The organism is Bradyrhizobium sp. Kon69, from assembly GCF_055807515.1.
In genome coordinates this window covers 25,898-42,835 of sequence record NZ_JBVVOS010000014.1, presented here as the reverse complement: position 1 = coordinate 42,835, position 16,938 = coordinate 25,898, and the positions used below count along the sequence as shown (strand labels likewise).

The following is a 16,938-nucleotide window of genomic DNA, read 5'->3' as shown; positions in this document are numbered from 1 at the left end:
TCACTTGAGGATTGCTCACTTGAAACTATTCACTTGAAATTATCCCAGCCCGGATCCGGCGCAAAGCGCTCGCCGAATCTTCCGGCCAGCGCGCGCAAGGTGGATACGACATGATCCACGCCACGCGTGCGCGCATAGTTCAACGGACCGCCACGGAACGGTGCATAACCGGTGCCGAAGATCATGGCGCCGTCGACCATGTCGGCGTCATCGACGATACCCTCGCGAAGCGCCGCGACGCAGACATTGGACATCGGCAGCACCAGGCGGTCGATCATCTGGTCTGTGACGCGCGGACCAGTCTCGGGCAACGGCGCCTTCTCGGCCCTGCCATCGCGCCAGACGTAAAAGCCCTTGCCGGTCTTGCGGCCGAGCTCGCCCTTGGCGACCTTCTCGCGCAGCCATGCCGGCGTCGGCGGCAGCAGATTGCCGAACTTGCTGCGCAGCATGTCGCCGACGTCGAGACATATGTCGAGCCCGACCTGGTCGGCCAGTTCGATCGGCCCCATCGGCATGCCGAACTGCTCCGCCGCGGCGTCGATCAGGCGCTGGTCGATCTTCTCGTCCAGCATCACCATCGCTTCCAGCATGTAGGGCGTCAGCGCGCGGTTGACGAGGAAGCCCGGCGAGCTCTTCACCGACAGCGGCAGCCGATCGATCGCGCCGACGAAGGCGATGGCCTCCTTCAGCACCTGCGTATCGTTACCGTCATGGCTGACGACTTCGACCAGTTGCAACCGCGACACCGGGTTGAAGAAGTGAAGGCCGACCAGCCGCTCCGGGCGCGCCAGCGTGGTGCGCAAATCCTGGAGCGGAATGCTCGACGTGTTGGTCGCGAGAATCGCGCCCGGCTTCATCCGCAGCTCGAGACCGGCATAGACCTTCTGCTTGAGCTCGAGCTTCTCCGGGACTGCCTCGATGATGAGATCGGCATTGCGGACGCCCTCCCCGTCGATGTCGGGGATCAGGCGATCGAGCGCGTCGCGCACCTCGGTCGGCTTGCGGATGATCTTGCCGTAGAGCTCGGCGGCGCGCTTGACCGCGCCCGCGATCGGCTCCGCCTTCATGTCGGCGAGCGAGACGCGCAGCCCCTGCCCCGCGCACCAGGCCGCGATGTCGCCGCCCATGGCGCCGGCGCCGATCACGTGGACATGCTTGATCGTGTTGCCGAGGCCCGCCGCCTTCTTCATCTGCTCGCGCAGGAAGAACACGCGGATCAAATTCTGCGCGGTCGGCGTCACCATCAGCTTGGCGAACGAGGCCTGCTCTGCCCTGAGCATCGCGGCCTTGCTGCTGCCATGGGTCTCCCAGAGATCGATCAGCGCGTAAGGTGCAGGATAATGTTCGCGGGACGCGGCCTTCGCCGCCTCCGATCGCATCCGCCTGGCCAGCAGCCCGCGCACCGGACCGAAATTCGCCGCACGCGTCAGAAAACCCGGCCGCGCCTGCTTGAGCCGGCCGAACAGCGCATCCTTGACGGCATTGCGAACGTGGCGCTCCTGCGTCACGGTGTCGACGAGGCCGAGCGATTTGGCGCGGCGGGCATCGATGGTGCGGCCGGTCAGCATCAGGGCCATCGACTGGGTCGGATTGACCAGCGCGGTGAAACGCGCGGTGCCGCCGAGACCGGGATGCAGGCCCAGCATCACCTCAGGGAAGCCGAAGCGCGCGCCGTCGATTGCGATGCGCGATTGGCAGGCGAGCGCGACTTCGAGCCCGCCGCCGAGGCAGAAGCCGTGGATCACCGCGACCGTCGGCAGCTTCAGCGCTTCCAGATGATCGACCACCGCATGGGCGGCGCGGATCCGCGTCTCCACCATCCCGGCATCGCTGGCGCCACGGAATTCGTTGACGTCGGCGCCGGCGATGAAGCCGGACGGCTTTGCGGAGCGGATCACGAGGCCGGCCGGACGCTCGGTCTCGATCGCCGCCAGCACGGCGTCGAACTCCTCCATCACGTCCGAGGACAGCGTGTTGGCGCCGGCGTCGGCGCGATCGAACAGGAGCCAAGCAACGCCGTCGGCGTCGCGCGTCAGCTTGAAGTGCTTGTAGGGACTATCGGCAGCGGGCTTGGGCCCGAGCTCCAGCACGCGGTCGCCGAGCGCGGTCATGATCCTGGAATCCATGGTCACACCGCCTCGATCAGCATGGCACCGCCGAGCCCGCCGCCGATGCATTCGGTGGCAACGCCGCGCCGCGTGCCGAGCCGCTTCATCGTGTTGACGAGATGCAGCACGATGCGATTGCCGGAGGTGCCGACGGGATGCCCAAGCGAGATAGCGCCGCCATCGACATTGAGTTTTTCGCGGTCGATCTCGCCGGCGGCGCCGTCCAGCCCCAAAATCTCACGGCAGAACTTGTCGTCATTCCAGGCCGCGAGGCACCCGAGCACCTGAGTGGCGAACGCCTCGTTGAGCTCCCAGGTCTGGACGTCCTGGACGGTGAGATCGTTGCGCTTCAGTAGCGGCGTCACCGACATCACGGGACCGAGACCCATGATGCTTGGATCAAGTGCGGCCCAGTTGCTGTCGACGATGACGGCCTTCGGCGTCAGCTTGTGCTTGGCGACCGCTTCGTCGGACGCCAGGATCACCCAGGACGCGCCGTCGGTGATCTGCGAGGAATTGCCGGCCGTGACCTGGCCCCAGGGACGCTCGAACACCGGTCTCAGTTTAGCGAGCGTCTCGGCCGTCGAGTCCGGACGCACGCCATCATCATGGTCGAAGAATTTTCCGTCGCGGGAGAACGCGGTTTCGACTTCGCCCTTGAGAAAACCTTCCGCCTGCGCATGCGCGAGCCGGCGATGGCTCTCGGCAGCATAGGCATCGGACTGCGCGCGGGTGATGCCGAAGAGATGGCCGACGACTTCGGCCGTCTGGCCCATGTTCAAATCGGTAATGGGATCGGTCAGCCCGCGCTCCAACCCGATGATCGGCTTGAGATAGCGCGGCCGCAGCTTGAAGGCTGCGGCAAGCTTCGCGGCGACGCCCTTGGCGGTGGCGAGGCCGGCAAACCAGCGCACGCCGGAATTCGGCCAGACCAGCGGCGCGTGGCTCAAAGCCTCGGTGCCGCCGGCGAGGATCATGTCGGCATGGCCCTCGCGGATGTAGCGGTAGGCGGTGTCGATCGACTGCATGCCGGATCCGCAATTGATCTGCACGGTAAACGCGACCATGTCCTCGCCCATACCTAGCCGGAGCGCGGCTACGCGGGCCGGGTTCATCTCGTCCGCGATCACGTTGACGCAGCCGAGGATGACCTGGTCGAATGTATCAGGCGCAAACGGCTGGCGCGCCAGCAGCGGCCGGCCGCATTGCACCGCGAGGTCGACCGGCGTGAACGGCCCCGGCCCCGAGCGTGCTTTGAGAAACGGCGTCCGGCTGCCGTCGACGATGAAAACCGGTCGTGCCATCAGCTCGCCGCCCTCTGTTCACCGAGTTCCTGGAAGAACTGATGCACGTCGCCGGTTTTCTTGTAAATCGGCGACAGCGCCTCCGGCGCAAAATCGTCGACCTCTATCACTTTTGTGACCGCTTCGCGGGCCGCGGCCAGCTGCTCGCCCTCGGCCTGCGTGATCACGCCCTTGGCCACCGCATCCTTCCAGTCGCTCACATGAGCCGCGCGCATGCGCCTGGCGATGGCGTCCGTGCCTGCGACCAGGTTGAACGCGCGCTCCAGCCGGGCGAAGCCGCCATCGTCATCGACATAAGCCAGATCAGGCGTGAGGCGGTCGCGCGCGGCCGACGGCTCCAGCACGAGGCTTGCACATTGATGCACGACCCGGTCGGAGGGACCCAGCACGCGGGCGCCGAAGGGCTGGACCACGAATTTGAGGATGCCTGCGACGAAGCGGTTCGGCAGATTGGCGAGAATCTCGGCAAGCCGGTTCTCGATAGTCCGAAAGCCCGTCGCCATGCACCATTCAAGCGCGGCAAAATCCTCCTTCTGCCGGCCCTCGTCCTGCCAGCGTTTGAGCGCGGCCGAGAGCAGATACAGCTCGGACAGGATGTCGCCGAAGCGCGCCGACAGCATCTCCTTGCGCTTGAGCGCGCCGCCGAGCGTCAGCAGCGCCATATCGGCGCAGAGGGCGAACGCCGCGGAGTAGCGCGAGAGCTGACGATAGAATGGCCTGGCGTCACCCGCATCGGGTGCAAGCGCGAAGACACCAAAGCTCCAGCTCCGGCCGAACGCGCGCAAGAGTGTCTCGAAGCTGTGGCCGACATGCTTCCAGAACGTCTTGTCGAAGGCGGTGAGCCCGCGCTCACGATCGGCATCGGCAAGCGCATTCATCTCGTCGAGTAAATACGGATGGGCGCGGATGGCGCCCTGTCCGAACACGATGAGATTGCGGGTGAGGATATTCGCGCCCTCGACAGTGATGCCGACAGGGACGGCACGGTGGAGATTGCCGAGATAGTTTTGCGGACCGTCGATCACGGCCTTGCCGCCATGGATGTCCATGGCGTCGTCGACCGCGGTGCGCATCCGCTCGGTCGCGTGCAGCTTCATGATTCCCGAGATGACGGCGGGATGGATGCCGGCATTCAGCGCGGCGCAGGTCAGCCGTCGCGCAGCATCGAGCTGATAGGCGGTCGCGACGATACGCGCGAGCGGCTCCTCGACGCCTTCGAATTTTGAGATCGAGATGCCGAACTGCTCGCGGATGCGTGCGTAGGCGCCGGTGGTGCGGGCGGCATAGGCGGCGCCGGCGGCGGAGAGCGACGGCAACGAGATGCCGCGGCCGGCGGCGAGCGCCGTCATCAGCATCTTCCAGCCCTGCCCCAGCCGCGCCTGGCCGCCGATGACGTAGTCGAGCGGAATGAACACGTCGCGGCCCCAATTCGGACCGTTCTGGAACACCTGCATCGACGGCAGATGGCGTTTGCCGATTTCGACGCCGGGAAGGTTGGTCGGGATCAGCGCCACGCTGATGCCGAGTTCCTCCTGATCGCCGACGAGATGATCGGGGTCATAGGCCTTGAAGGCGAGGCCAAGCAGCGTCGCGACCGGACCGAGCGTGATGTAGCGCTTGTGCCAGTTGAGCTTCAGACCCAGCACCTCCTGGCCCTCGAAGGTGCCCTTGCAGATGATGCCGGTGTCGACCATCGAGGCGGCATCAGAGCCGGCCTCGGGGCTGGTGAGGCCGAAGCAGGGAATGTCGCGGCCGTCGGCAAGACGCGGCAGCCAGCGCTGCTGCTGCTCCTTGGTGCCGAAGTGCATCAGGAGCTCACCGGGACCCAACGAGTTCGGCACCATCACCGTCACCGCGGCCGCGATCGAGCGGGTCGAGATCTTGCGCACCACTTCCGAATGCGCATAGGGCGAGAAGCCGAGGCCGCCGAACTCCTTCGGAATGATCATGCCGAAGAATTTTTCGCGCTTGATGAAGTGCCAGACATCGGGCGGCAGGTCGCGCCATTCCCAAAAGATCTTCCATTCATCGAGCATGGCGCAGAGCTCGTCGACGGGGCCATTGAGGAACGCCTGCTCCTCTTCGGTCAGCGTTGCCTGCGGGACCTTCAGCAGCTTCGACCAATCAGGGTTGCCGGTAAAGAGATCGGCGTCCCACCAGACGTCGCCGGCCTCCAGCGCCTCGCGCTCGGTGTCCGACATCGCCGGCAGCACGCCGCGCGCCCAGGAGAAAATCGGCTTTGTCAAAGTGTCGCGGCGGAAGCTCATGGCGGACCTCATGCATCGGCGCGGTGATCGGGCATTTTAACGGAAAGTGGCCGGCGGCGGTGAACACTTCGCCTGCGAAAAGACGCGAATTGACGCGGCCGGGCAGCCGCCCAGGGCCATAACGGCCAAGGCGTGGGGGCAGTTCCGGGAAGGGGCTAGGCTTCGAGGTCGGCCGGTCTAATCCGGCCGGACCATCTCGAACATGTTTTCCGGCTTGATCTCGAAATAATCACCGCTGCGGCCGGCGCGGACGATCGGTCGGGCGGCGGCGGTCTGGTAGACGCCGTCCTCGATCACGGCCTTGTCGATGTGAACGGCGACGACCTCGCCGAGCGTCAGCCAGGCGTTGGCTTCCTTGCCGTCGGCGCCCTTGAGCCGGACGATATCGGACACCTTGCACTCGAACGCGACCGGACTCTCGCCGACGCGCGGCACGTTGACGAGCCTGCCGGGCACGGCGGTGAGGCCGGCGACCTCGAACTCGTCGACCTCAGGACCAACGTGGGCCGCAGTCGCGTTCATCTGCCTGGCCAGGTCCATGGTGGCGAGATTCCAGACGAACTCGCCGGTCTGCTGGATGTTCGCGACCGTGTCCTTCCAGTTGGTGGAGGAGAAGCCGATGATCGGGGGGACATAGCAGAACGCGTTGAAAAAGCTGTAGGGCGCGAGGTTGACGTGGCCCTTGGTGTCGCGCGACGAAATCCAGCCGATCGGCCGCGGCGCGACGATGGCGTTGAAGGGATCGTGCTTGAGGCCATGGCCCTTGGCGGGCTCGTAGAAGTGCAGGTCTTTGTCGGTCACGCGCTTTTCCTTCTCGTCATTGCGAGCGCAGCGAAGCAATCCAGAATCCCTCTGCGGAGACAGTCTGGGTTGCTTCGCTGCGCTCGCAATGACGGAGTGTGTTGATCCGTCCTTGCGAGCCGCCAGCCGTTATTCCGGGGCGGTCAGCCTGCTTATAGGAGGAAATCCGACGCCGCGTCAGTGGCGCGGGGACAATCCCGCGATGACGAAATCGATCATCTGGTCGATGGTCGGGCCTGGCTTGGTGGCGCACTGGGCGATCATCTGGGGGTGGAAAAAGCGCATCATCGCGGTGCAGGCGCACAGCGCCGCCAATTGCAGGTCCGGCGCCTCGAACTCGCCCGAAGCCGCGCCTTGCGCGATCATCTGGCCGATGACCCCGGCAATGCACTCCATGTGGTTGACGCAGACGTCCCAGTCCTCCTGCATCGCGATCTCGACCATCTCGTGCAGCTTATTGTCGCCGACATAGCGCTCGGTGTTCATGCGATTGATGGTGGTGAGCAGTTCGCGGAAGCGCGGCAGTACCGGACCGGGCCTCGCCACGATCCGTTGCGCTTCCAGCTCGACCTCGCCCATCAGCGAACGGGCCACCGCCTGATGAATCGCCTTCTTCGATTCGAAGAAGCGATAGACGTTGGCGGGGCTCATCTTGAGCTCCTTGGCGATGTCCCCGACCGTGGTCTTGAGATAACCGATCTGGCGGAACAGCCGCTCGGCCACCTCAAGAATACGATCCCGGGTGTCCCCTTCGATATGTTCCGAAACCAGTGTCATCTGTCAGGACTCGTCAATCAGCAGTTCATCTTCACTTATTCAGCCGCCTCAGCAAGCGGAATTGCGTTCTGGTCATCGCTCCCATGCTGCGGCGCGGCAGGCTGCTCGGGGGTGCCCGCCTCGTCCAGGCTCTTGCGGAACCAGAGGGCGTAGAGGCCCGGCAGGTACAGCAGCGTCAGGAAGGTCGCAACGAACAATCCGCCCATGATGGTGATCGCCATCGGTCCCCAGAACGCCGAGCGCGACAGCGGGATCATGGCGAGGATGGCGGCAAGCGCCGTCAGCACCACCGGACGAGCCCGGCGGACGGTGGCCTCCACGATCGCCTCGCGGCGGGTCAGGCCGTGCGAGACGTCGGTCTCGATCTGGTCCACCAGGATGACCGCGTTGCGCATGATCATGCCGGCGAGCGCGATCAGGCCGAGCAGCGCCACGAAGCCGAACGGGGCGTTGGCGATGTTGAGCCCGAAGGAGGCGCCGACAATGCCGAGCGGCGCGGTCAGGAACACCAGGATCAGGCGCGAGAAGCTCTGCAGCTGGAACATCAGCAGCGTCAGCATCACCATAACCATCAGCGGGAAGAGAATGAAGATCGAGGCGTTGCCCTTGGCCGACTCCTCGAACGCGCCGCCCGCCTCGATGCGGTAGGCCGGCTCGAGGTTGTCCTTGATTGCCTTTAGCTTCGGCGCGATCTGCCCGGTGACGTCGGGCGCCTGCACGCCGTCGACGACGTCGGAGCGCACGGTGATCGCCATGTCGCGGTTACGCCGCCACATGATCGGCTCCTCGTGGGCATACTCGATCTTGGCGATCTGCTGCAGCGGCACGGCCACGCCGTTGCGCGAGGTGATGGTGAGATCGCCGACTGCACCGAGGTCGAGCCGCTCGGACGAGACGGCGCGCGCGACCACACCGACCTTCTCGATGCCGTCGCGCACGGTCGTCACCTGTGAGCCCGAGATCAGCATCGACAGCGCCTGCGACACGTCCTGCGGGGTCAGGCCCATGGCGCGGGCGCGATCCTGGTCGACGACGAGCTTGAGGTAAGGCGACTGCTCGTTCCAGTCGAGCTGGACGTCCTTGACACTCTTGTTCTGCCGCATGACGTCGCGGACCTGGTAGGCGATCTCGCGCACCTTGTTGGCATCGGGGCCGATGACGCGAAACTGCACGGGGAAACCGACGGGGGGACCGAAATTGAAGCGGTCGACGCGCACGCGGGCCTCGTTGAGCGCGCCGTCGGCAACGGCGTTTTCAAGCTTGGCCTTGATACGCTCGCGTGCCTCGACGCCCTTTGCGACGATGACGATTTCGGCAAAAGCCTCGTTCGGAAGCTGCGGATTGAGGCCGAGCCAGAAGCGCGGCGAGCCCTGCCCGACATAGGCCGTGTAGGTCTCGATGTCCTTGTCGTCCTTGAGCATGGTCTCGGCCTTCTTCACCGCCTTTTCCGTGACGTTGAAGGCGGTGCCCTCGGGCAGGCGAAGCTGGAGGAACAGCTCGGGGCGCTCCGACAGCGGGAAGAACTGCTGCTGGACGTGGCCGAATCCGACGATCGACGCGATGAAGACACCGACGGTCGCAGCCACCACGGTGATGCGGTGATTGACGCACCACTGCACGATGGCGCGCAGGCCCCGATACATGCGGGTCTCGTAGACCGCGTGCGGATCGTGATTGTGGTGCACCTTGATGTTGGGCAGCAACATGACGCCGATATAGGGCGTGAAAATCACCGCCACGAACCAGGACGCGACCAGCGCGATCGCCACGATCCAGAAGATGCTGCCGGCATATTCGCCGACCGCGGAATTGGCAAAGCCGATGGGGAGGAAGCCAGCGGCCGTGACCAGCGTTCCCGTGAGCATCGGAAACGCAGTGGATTCCCAGGCAAAGGACGCCGCACGCATGCGGTCCCAGCCCTGCTCCATCTTCACCACCATCATCTCGACAGCGATGATGGCGTCATCCACCAGCAGGCCGAGCGCGATGATCAGCGCACCGAGCGTGATGCGGTGCAGGTCGAGCGACATCGTGTTCATGACGACGAAGACGATGCCGAGCACCAGCGGCACTGACAGCGCGACCACGATGCCCGTGCGCCAGCCGAGCGCCAGGAACGACACGAACAGCACGATGACGAGGGCTTCCATGAAGGAGTGCACGAATTCGCTGACGGCGTGCTCGACCACCTTGGGCTGGTCGGCGATCAGCTTGATGTCGACGCCCTGCGGCACCGCCTTCATGAATTCAGCCGTCGCCTTCTCGACCTCCTTGCCGAGATCGAGGATGTTGGCGCCCTTGGCGGTGACGACGCCGATGCCGATCGCGGCCTTGCCTTCCTGGCGCACGATGAAGCTCGGCGGGTCGACGTAGCCATGGGTGACGGTGGCGATGTCGCCGAGGCGGAACACGCGACCATTGCTCTCGACCGGAGTTTCGGCGACGGCCTTGGCGCCGTCGAGCGCACCGGTGACGCGCAGCGGCACGCGTTGAGAGGAGGTCTCGACCGTGCCGGCCGGCGTCACGTTGTTCTGCTTGGCCAGCGAATCGAACAGCGCCTGCGGCGTGATGCCAAGAGTGGCGAGCTTGGCATGGCTGAACTCGACGAAGATGCGCTCATCCTGGTTGCCGTAGACGTCGACCTTGGTCACGCCCGGCACCTTCAGGAGGCGCTGACGGAAACCCTCCGAGACCTTCTTGAGCTGGGCGTAGTCGGCGCCGTCGCCGGTCATCATGTAGAGGATGGAATCGACGTCGGAGAACTCGTCGTTGACGACGGGCCCGAGAATCCCCGAGGGCAGCTGGCCCTGTACGTCGGCCAGCTTCTTGCGCAGCAGATAAAAGAGATACGGCACGTCCTTCGGCGGCGTGGAGTCGCGGAAGGTGACCTGGAGCGCGGTAAAGCCGGGCTTGGAATAAGTCTGCACCTTCTCGAAGTAAGGCAGCTCCTGGATCTTCTTCTCGATGGGATCGGCGACCTGGGCCTGCATCTCCTGCGCGGTCGCGCCCGGCCAGAGCACGGAGACGTTGACCACCTTGACCGTGAAGAACGGATCCTCGGCGCGGCCGAGCTTCTGATAGGAGAAGAACCCGGCGACGCCGAGAATGAGCATCAGGAACAGGATCAGCGTCGGATGGCTGACGGCCCAGGCCGAAAGATTGAAGCGCTTCATCGCACTCTCCAAAGATGATCCGGTTGCAAAAAAACGACAGCCACCTTGTTTAACGCGTCGTCGCGAGGCAGCGAAGCAATCCAGGGGGCTGGGCAGGTTCTGGATCGCTTCGCCGCTTCAGCCAAAGCATTTGCGCTCGGGCCGAAACTCACCTCACACGACGTAACTCGTAAGCGAGACTTAAAAGGACAGTGACGACACGATCCGCACCCTCTGGGCCGGATCGAGCTTCTGCACACCGAGGGCGACGATCTTGGCGCCCTCTTCGACACCACCGGTGATGACGACGTCGTTGCTCTCGTAGGACTTCACCGCGACCGGCTTCAGCGTGACCGCGCCGTTGTCGTCGACGACGTAGAAGGACGGCTTGCCGCCTTCGTTGAACAGTGCCGACAGCGGCAGCCGCGCGACGCGTTCGGTGGCGGCGTCCGACAGCGTCAGCGTCGCGGTCATGCCGAGCGAAACCTTGTCGTCGGCCTCGGGCAGCGAAAATTTGGCGAGATAGGTGCGCGTGGCGGGATCCGCGGTGGGCGCGATCTCGCGTAGCCTGGCCGTATATTTCTTGCCCGGCTCCGACCAAAGAGTGACGCTGGCGGCGCCCGATTTGGCACGTCCGACCAGCGTCTCAGGGATCGCGACGACCGCTTCCTTTTCGGCAAAGCGGGCGACACGGATCGAGGTCTGGCCTGCGGCAACCACCTGGCCAGGCTCGATCAGCGTTGCAGTGACGACGCCACGGGCGTCGGCGTTGAGCGTCGCGTAGGAAAGGGAATTGTTGGTCAGCTCGACCGAGCGCTCGGCCCGGTTCAGGCGGGCGCGGGCCTCATCGGCGGCGGCGCGGCTCGAATCCAGCTGCGCGTCGGTGGTCCAGCCCTTGGCCTTCAAATCCTTGGCGCGCTGCTCGGCGGCGGCGGCCTGGGCTAGCACGCCGGTCGCAGCGGTCTGCTCCGCGACGGCCTGCTCGGCCTGGAGCTTCAGATCGACCTCATCGAGGACCGCGAGCGGCTGGCCGATCTCGACGGTCTGGCCGACTTCGACCAGACGCTTGGCGACCTTGCCGGCGACCCGAAAGCCGAGATCGCTCTCGATCCGCGGCCTGATGGTGCCGACGAAGCTGCGCTCGGGCTTTTCGGCGTCGTAGTGGGCGGTGGCGACCAGAACCGGCCGCGGCGGCTCGGCCTTTTCAGCGACGGTGTCATTGCAGCCAGCGAGGGCGGCAGCCATCAGCGCCAGCGAAACACCGGCCAAGAGCCTCGAATAGCTGGACAAAACGGATCGGACGAACATCGGAGGACACTCCCTCGGCTGCAATGAGAGGAATGTCGACTAATCACTGATGAAAGTCAATATTCGTCAGTCATCAGGAAAGCGTGATCGTTAAGAGGTGGTAACCTCCGGGCTGCTCTTGCCAAAGCCTGGACTGTTGGAAGCAGAGCGTTGCGCCGCGGCCCCAGAGGGGCCGCCGCGCGGAAATGGGCCCTGGCTTTCGCCAGGGCGACATTTCGAGGCTACCGCCCCTGCTCCGCGAACTCGTGCTTGCTGTCGTGGCCGCCGATGAAGACCAGGATGCCGGCGATCAGCGGCAGCACCGCGAGCACGAGCAGTCCGCTCGATGTCTGGCCGGTGGCTTCCTTGACCCAGCCGATCAGATACGGACCACCGAAGCCGGCGAGATTGCCGATCGAGTTGATCAGGGCGATGGCGCCGGCCGCCGCCGTGCCGGAAAGCCAGGCGGTCGGCAGGGTCCAGAACACGCCGAAGCAGCAGAACACGCCGATCGCGGCGACCGTCAGCACGATCATCGTCAGGGTGGGGTCGGTGAGATAGCTGGAGACGCCGAGCGCGATGGCGGTGAGCAGCAACGGCGCGCCGACATGCATCACGCGCTCGCGCGTGGCATCGGAATGCCGCGCCCACAGGATCATGGCGATGGTGCCGAACAAATAGGGGATCGCGGTGACGAAGCCGGTCTCGGCATTGGTGAGGCCGAACGCCTTGACGATCTGCGGCAGCCAGAACTGCATGCCATAGAGCGCGCCGACGAAGCCGAAATAGACCAGGCTCAGCATGATCACCTTCGGTGAGGACAGCGCCTCACTGAGCGACAAATGCTTCACCGCCTGCTTGGCCGCGATCTCGGCATCGAGCTTGGTCTTGAGCCAGGCCTTCTGCTCGGCCGAGAGCCAATCCGCCTTCTCCGGCCTGTCGGTGAGGTAGAACCAGGTGACGATGCCGAGCAGCACGGAGGGAATGCCTTCGATGATGAACAGCCACTGCCAGCCCTTCAGGCCCATGGCGCCGTCCAGCCCGAGCAGCAGGCCCGAGACCGGGGCGCCGATCACGGTGGAGACCGGAACGGCAATGGCGAAGGCAGCGAGGAAGCGGGCGCGATATTCGGCCGGATACCAATAGGTGAGATAGAGGATGATGCCGGGGAAGAAGCCGGCTTCGGCGACGCCGAGCAGGAAGCGCAGCACGTAGAAGCTCGTGACGCCACTCGTGAGCGCCATCAGCGCCGAGATAATGCCCCAGGTCACCATGATGCGGGCGATCCAGCGGCTGGCGCCGAACTTCTCCAGCGCCAGATTGCTCGGCACCTCGAAGATGAAATAGCCGATGAAGAAGATGCCGGCGCCCCAGGAGAAGATCAGCGGCGTGAATTTCAGCTCGGCATTCATGGTCAACGCGGCGAAGCCGAGATTGACGCGATCGAGATAAGAGAAGAAGTAGGCCAGCACCAGGAACGGGATCAGGCGCCAGGAGATGGCGCGGATCGTCGAGGTCTCGATTTCCGACTTGGCTGCGCCGGTCGAACCGGCATAGGTCGTGGTCTGGCTCATGGCTTCCCCCGGGGTTGTTGCTTTTATGGGCTGATCCGGGGTTTTGAGCATCGCCGCAAAAGAGTCAATGGAGCAAGCAATGCATCAGGCGCAACCGGTCAAACCCAGTGCGCCGCTTCGGACATCGCTGATCCGCGCCGGTCTGGCGCTGGCCGTGATCGCATGCGGATTGTCATTGCGCTGGTACGGCTTTCCGCTCGGCCTGCCCGCCTTCGTGGTGAAGTACGGCGGCTCGCTGCTATGGGCAACGATGGTGTTTCTGCTGGTCGGCGTTTTGCTGCCAAGGCTGTCACGGACACAGATCGCAACCATCGCAATGGCGATCGCAGTCGTGGTGGAGTTTTCCCGGCTGGTGCATACGCCATGGCTCGACGCGTTCCGGCTGACCACGGCCGGAGCGTTGCTGCTTGGGCGCATCTTCTCGCCGTGGAATTTGCTGGCTTACGCGGTCGGGATTGCGTTCGGCGTTTGGATTGATCGATTGGCGGGGATGCGTAGGGTGGGTTAGCGCAGCGTAACCCGCCAACCTCTGCGTCTGCGAAAACAGACTGTGGTGGATTACGCTTCGCTAATCCACCCTACGATCAGTCGGCCAGTTGAAACCGCTCGAACCGATCGAGCTCCTCCTCGATCTTCCGTTTGAGCTCCTTGCGCCCCGCGGTCTTCTTCCCCTCGCCGACCCAGGTCCATTTCTGCATCAGCAGCTTCTTTGCCTGCCGGTCGGTTTTCAGATCGAGCGCGGCGACGATCTCGTCGCCGACCAGCACGGGGAGCGCGAAATAGCCGAGCTTGCGTTTGGCCTTCGGCACATAGGCCTCGAACAAATGGTTGTAGCCGAAGATGAGATTGGTGCGCTTGCGCTGGATGATCAGCGGATCGAACGGCGAGAGGATATGGACGAGATCCGGCGGCGCGCGCTCGCCCGGCTCGAGCGCAGAAGGCAGTGCCCAGTGCTCCTGCTTGCCGGCACCGTCGATGGCGACAGGCACGAGCTCGCCACGGCGGACGCGCGAGGCGATCAGGGCAGCCACCGCCGTCTTGCGCGGCGCGTCGAGATGGCAGACCGAATCGAGGCTCACGACACCTTGCGATCGCAGCGCGCGATCGAGCAGATAGGCCGTGATGTCCTTTGTCGACGCCGGCTTCGGCAGCTTGTCCCAGCCGAAATGGCGCGTCATCAGCTCATAGGTCTTGAGCATGCCCTGGCGCTCGCTGACGGTCACGGCACCCGTATAGAAGGCGAGCTGCAATGCCCGCTTGGAGGGTTTTCGGCTTTGCCAGAGATGCTCCTTCTCGGTGAGCACGTCGTCCTCGATGTCGCGGATTGTCAGCGGGCCGGCGCGCACCAGCCGCATCACCTTGCGCATGTCGGCAGGCTTCACCGAGGCGAACCATTTGTGCCCCTCACGGCGGTGCTCGCGCATCGCCGGCAGGAAGAAGCGGAAGTCGCCGGCCGGCACGTAGGACAGCGCATGCGTCCAATATTCAAAGACGCTCTTGTCGACGCTCTGGGCGTGGCGCAGGTCGGCGCGGCGGTAGGACGGGATCCGGCTGAACAGGATATGGTGATGGCAGCGCTCGATCACGTTGATGGTGTCGATCTGCACATAGCCGAGATGGGCGACCGCGTCGGCGACGGCTTGCGCGCCGTCACCGAACGGCGCGCGCTCGTCCAGCCGCTGAGCATGAAGCCAGATTTGCCGGGCCTGTGTCGTAGTGAGTGGGATCGGTTTGGGCGCGCGGGACATTGCGGAATGCAGTGTAGCGGGATTCGCATCCAGGCAAGAAGCCGATCAAGGAGCGGACAAGGAAAAACCGCGCTGCCATCTGCTGACAGCGCGGTCGGAAGGTGCGCTACCCGCGCCCTACTTCATCGACATGGCCTTCTGCGCCTTCATGTAATGCATGCAGGCGCTTTTCATCTTGCCATTGCTCATGTCGGTGTTGGCCATGGCCATTTCCTTGTTCATGGCCGTCTTGGCCGGCGTATCCGCCGTGCCGCCCATCATGGCGGCGGACTTCATCATATTGTCGCTGGTGCACGCCATCATCGCGGCCGATGCAGGCGAAACGGCGAACGCGACCAAAGCTGCGGCTGTGAGCAAGATTTTCATCGAAAAGTCTCCTCCGTAAAACGAAGCCGGCGTCATACCGGCCTTCGCAATACGTATTCTCCGGCGAAGACGTTTCGGGGAGAAGACAATTTTCTTGCTGCGGTGCGAAGGCGGAGGGCTCAGCGGCCAGCTTTCGGGGCTTTGGACCGGTCGCCAACGCTGCCTGTTGCGACATCGGGTTCACACGAGGCCTTGCCGCGCTCCTCCGCCTGGCAGCGATAGACACTGCCGGTGAGACGATCGACCAGCCACATATTCTCGTCGGTCGGCGCTTGAAGCCCGACATAGCGGGAGGTCAGCCCCGTGATGAGGGTCGACAGCAGGATCGCCACCGCGATCATCGCCGCGCCGACGTAGATGGGCATGGAGCTCAGGGACACGGTCCGATCCGGCGGGCCACTGCGATAGAACTGGTAATCACTTGGCCTCGGCACTGGATGGAACTCGGCTCCCTTCGTTGCGCTTGTCGGAGGCTCCGCCCTAGGCGTCCATCTGGCCGAAAAATTGTCCGCAGACAGGCCATCACGCGACGGCTTTGCGACAATCGGTCAGCACAGGTTTCCCAGAGTGAACCGGGCCCCAGCCCCCGAGCGGCACCTGGGCGCGCGGTCCTCAGTGATGCGGATCACGACAGGACTGCGACGGCTCGAACGCTCGCCGGGCAGCGTGCGACCACTCCCTTCACGCGCCAGCATTCGTCCTTGGAGCGGACCGTGGGTCGGCCCTCCCTGAACCCGAAACCGCTTGAAATTCGCTGCCATGGCCTCGGAGGGCCCCGTTTCCACCGTGACCAAGATCACACCAGGGGTTTTGAACCTGCCCTATGCTTGCAGCATCAAATAGCCATCAGGCGTCACAACGAGGATACGACAATGACCCGTTTCAATAAGTCTTTTGCACTGAAGGCGATGACCCTCTCGGCACTTCTGTCGATGACAGCCGGCCTGGCCATGGCCGGCGACGGCAATGTCTCGACGAACCAGATCCTGGATGCATTGAAGCCGAAGTCGGCGACCCGCGGCCTGTCCGCAGGTCCGCAGGTCGATCCGGCGGTGCAGGCCAAGGAATCGACGTTCCTGAACACCGTGCGCAACCGCTCGACGCGGTCGCTGTCGACGGGCGAGCGCGAGCAGATTGCCGAGCTCGCCGCGACCAAGCCGAAGATCGATCTGGAGATCCAGTTCGACTACAACTCGGCCGACATCGCCAGGACGTCAGTGCCGTCGGTGCAGGCGCTCGGCAAGGCGCTGTCCGATCCGTCGCTGAAGGGCTCGACCTTCGTGGTCGCCGGCCACACCGATGCGGTCGGCACCGAGGGATACAATCAGGGGCTCTCCGAGCGGAGGGCTGACACCATCAAGAAATACTTGGTGCAGAACTACGGCCTCACCGGCACCGATCTCGTCACCGTCGGCTACGGCAAGACCAAGCTGAAGGACACCGCCAACGGCGCCGACCCGATCAACCGCCGCGTCCAGGTCGTGAACATGGACACCAAGACCGCGTCGAAGTAATTCCCAGGTCATCGCCCATAAAGGCGCCGCCTGTCCTTCC

At 64.3% G+C, this 16,938-nt stretch carries 13 protein-coding genes; 2 read left to right on the top strand and 11 right to left on the bottom strand.

The window, feature by feature from the left end; genetic code table 11:
- Window positions 1–29 precede the first annotated feature (29 nt).
- From AC0L3U_RS19405 to AC0L3U_RS19370, 8 genes are all read right to left on the bottom strand, one after another.
- The gene (locus AC0L3U_RS19405) at window positions 30–2,126 is read right to left on the bottom strand and encodes a 3-hydroxyacyl-CoA dehydrogenase NAD-binding domain-containing protein (RefSeq protein ID WP_473362830.1); all 2,097 of its coding nucleotides are present in this window, start codon (window positions 2,124–2,126) and stop codon (window positions 30–32) included.
- A gap of 2 nt (window positions 2,127–2,128) precedes the next feature.
- Complete coding sequence (locus AC0L3U_RS19400; protein WP_473362829.1) at window positions 2,129–3,412, bottom strand: acetyl-CoA C-acetyltransferase; 1,284 nt, start codon at window positions 3,410–3,412, stop codon at window positions 2,129–2,131.
- A complete protein-coding gene (locus tag AC0L3U_RS19395; RefSeq protein ID WP_473362828.1) occupies window positions 3,412–5,679 on the bottom strand; it encodes an acyl-CoA dehydrogenase in 2,268 nt (755 codons plus the stop codon). Before AC0L3U_RS19395 ends, AC0L3U_RS19400 begins: the two co-directional genes overlap by 1 nt.
- A gap of 177 nt (window positions 5,680–5,856) precedes the next feature.
- The gene (locus AC0L3U_RS19390) at window positions 5,857–6,480 is read right to left on the bottom strand and encodes a flavin reductase family protein (RefSeq protein WP_473362827.1); all 624 of its coding nucleotides are present in this window, start codon (window positions 6,478–6,480) and stop codon (window positions 5,857–5,859) included.
- A 177-nt stretch (window positions 6,481–6,657) separates the two neighbouring features.
- Window positions 6,658–7,257: a TetR/AcrR family transcriptional regulator gene (locus tag AC0L3U_RS19385; RefSeq protein ID WP_106945200.1), complete on the bottom strand. Its 600-nt coding sequence runs from the start codon at window positions 7,255–7,257 to the stop codon at window positions 6,658–6,660.
- A 35-nt stretch (window positions 7,258–7,292) separates the two neighbouring features.
- The gene (locus AC0L3U_RS19380) at window positions 7,293–10,430 is read right to left on the bottom strand and encodes an efflux RND transporter permease subunit (RefSeq protein WP_247399944.1); all 3,138 of its coding nucleotides are present in this window, start codon (window positions 10,428–10,430) and stop codon (window positions 7,293–7,295) included.
- Between the two features lie 180 nt (window positions 10,431–10,610).
- Window positions 10,611–11,717, bottom strand: a complete 1,107-nt coding sequence (locus AC0L3U_RS19375; protein ID WP_473362826.1) for an efflux RND transporter periplasmic adaptor subunit — start codon at window positions 11,715–11,717, stop codon at window positions 10,611–10,613.
- Window positions 11,718–11,938: 221 nt separating this feature from the next.
- On the bottom strand, window positions 11,939–13,270 hold the full coding sequence (locus AC0L3U_RS19370) for an MFS transporter (RefSeq protein WP_473362825.1): 1,332 nt from the start codon (window positions 13,268–13,270) through the stop codon (window positions 11,939–11,941).
- A gap of 79 nt (window positions 13,271–13,349) precedes the next feature.
- Here AC0L3U_RS19370 and AC0L3U_RS19365 point away from each other — a divergent pair, with 79 nt between their 5' ends.
- On the top strand, window positions 13,350–13,778 hold the full coding sequence (locus tag AC0L3U_RS19365; RefSeq protein WP_473362824.1) for a ribosomal maturation YjgA family protein: 429 nt from the start codon (window positions 13,350–13,352) through the stop codon (window positions 13,776–13,778).
- A 76-nt stretch (window positions 13,779–13,854) separates the two neighbouring features.
- Here the strand turns inward: AC0L3U_RS19365 and AC0L3U_RS19360 are convergent, their stop codons facing one another.
- From AC0L3U_RS19360 to AC0L3U_RS19350, 3 genes are all read right to left on the bottom strand, one after another.
- Window positions 13,855–15,018 carry a winged helix-turn-helix domain-containing protein gene (locus AC0L3U_RS19360; protein ID WP_473362823.1) on the bottom strand — a complete coding sequence of 388 codons (1,164 nt, stop codon included), beginning with the start codon at window positions 15,016–15,018 and terminating at the stop codon, window positions 13,855–13,857.
- A 117-nt stretch (window positions 15,019–15,135) separates the two neighbouring features.
- Window positions 15,136–15,384 (bottom strand): hypothetical protein, encoded by a 249-nt coding sequence (locus AC0L3U_RS19355; protein WP_007595197.1) that lies wholly within the window; start codon window positions 15,382–15,384, stop codon window positions 15,136–15,138.
- Window positions 15,385–15,503: 119 nt separating this feature from the next.
- Window positions 15,504–15,749: a hypothetical protein gene (locus AC0L3U_RS19350; RefSeq protein ID WP_456769694.1), complete on the bottom strand. Its 246-nt coding sequence runs from the start codon at window positions 15,747–15,749 to the stop codon at window positions 15,504–15,506.
- A 507-nt stretch (window positions 15,750–16,256) separates the two neighbouring features.
- On the opposite strand from AC0L3U_RS19350, the gene AC0L3U_RS19345 reads away from it, so the two are divergent.
- A complete protein-coding gene (locus tag AC0L3U_RS19345) occupies window positions 16,257–16,898 on the top strand; it encodes an OmpA family protein (protein WP_473362822.1) in 642 nt (213 codons plus the stop codon).
- The last annotated feature ends 40 nt before the right edge of the window (window positions 16,899–16,938 follow it).

What these genes read in the sequence shown, in the direction of transcription:
- AC0L3U_RS19405 (WP_473362830.1), bottom strand. Translation starts at nt 2,126, where the DNA reads ATGGATTCCAGGATCATGACCGCGCTCGGCGACCGCGTGCTGGAGCTC.
- AC0L3U_RS19400 (WP_473362829.1), bottom strand. Translation starts at nt 3,412, where the DNA reads ATGGCACGACCGGTTTTCATCGTCGACGGCAGCCGGACGCCGTTTCTC.
- AC0L3U_RS19395 (WP_473362828.1), bottom strand. Translation starts at nt 5,679, where the DNA reads ATGAGCTTCCGCCGCGACACTTTGACAAAGCCGATTTTCTCCTGGGCG.
- AC0L3U_RS19385 (WP_106945200.1), bottom strand. Translation starts at nt 7,257, where the DNA reads ATGACACTGGTTTCGGAACATATCGAAGGGGACACCCGGGATCGTATT.
- AC0L3U_RS19380 (WP_247399944.1), bottom strand. Translation starts at nt 10,430, where the DNA reads ATGAAGCGCTTCAATCTTTCGGCCTGGGCCGTCAGCCATCCGACGCTG.
- AC0L3U_RS19375 (WP_473362826.1), bottom strand. Translation starts at nt 11,717, where the DNA reads ATGTTCGTCCGATCCGTTTTGTCCAGCTATTCGAGGCTCTTGGCCGGT.
- AC0L3U_RS19370 (WP_473362825.1), bottom strand. Translation starts at nt 13,270, where the DNA reads ATGAGCCAGACCACGACCTATGCCGGTTCGACCGGCGCAGCCAAGTCG.
- AC0L3U_RS19365 (WP_473362824.1), top strand. Translation starts at nt 13,350, where the DNA reads ATGCATCAGGCGCAACCGGTCAAACCCAGTGCGCCGCTTCGGACATCG.
- AC0L3U_RS19360 (WP_473362823.1), bottom strand. Translation starts at nt 15,018, where the DNA reads ATGTCCCGCGCGCCCAAACCGATCCCACTCACTACGACACAGGCCCGG.
- AC0L3U_RS19355 (WP_007595197.1), bottom strand. Translation starts at nt 15,384, where the DNA reads ATGAAAATCTTGCTCACAGCCGCAGCTTTGGTCGCGTTCGCCGTTTCG.
- AC0L3U_RS19350 (WP_456769694.1), bottom strand. Translation starts at nt 15,749, where the DNA reads ATGCCCATCTACGTCGGCGCGGCGATGATCGCGGTGGCGATCCTGCTG.
- AC0L3U_RS19345 (WP_473362822.1), top strand. Translation starts at nt 16,257, where the DNA reads ATGACCCGTTTCAATAAGTCTTTTGCACTGAAGGCGATGACCCTCTCG.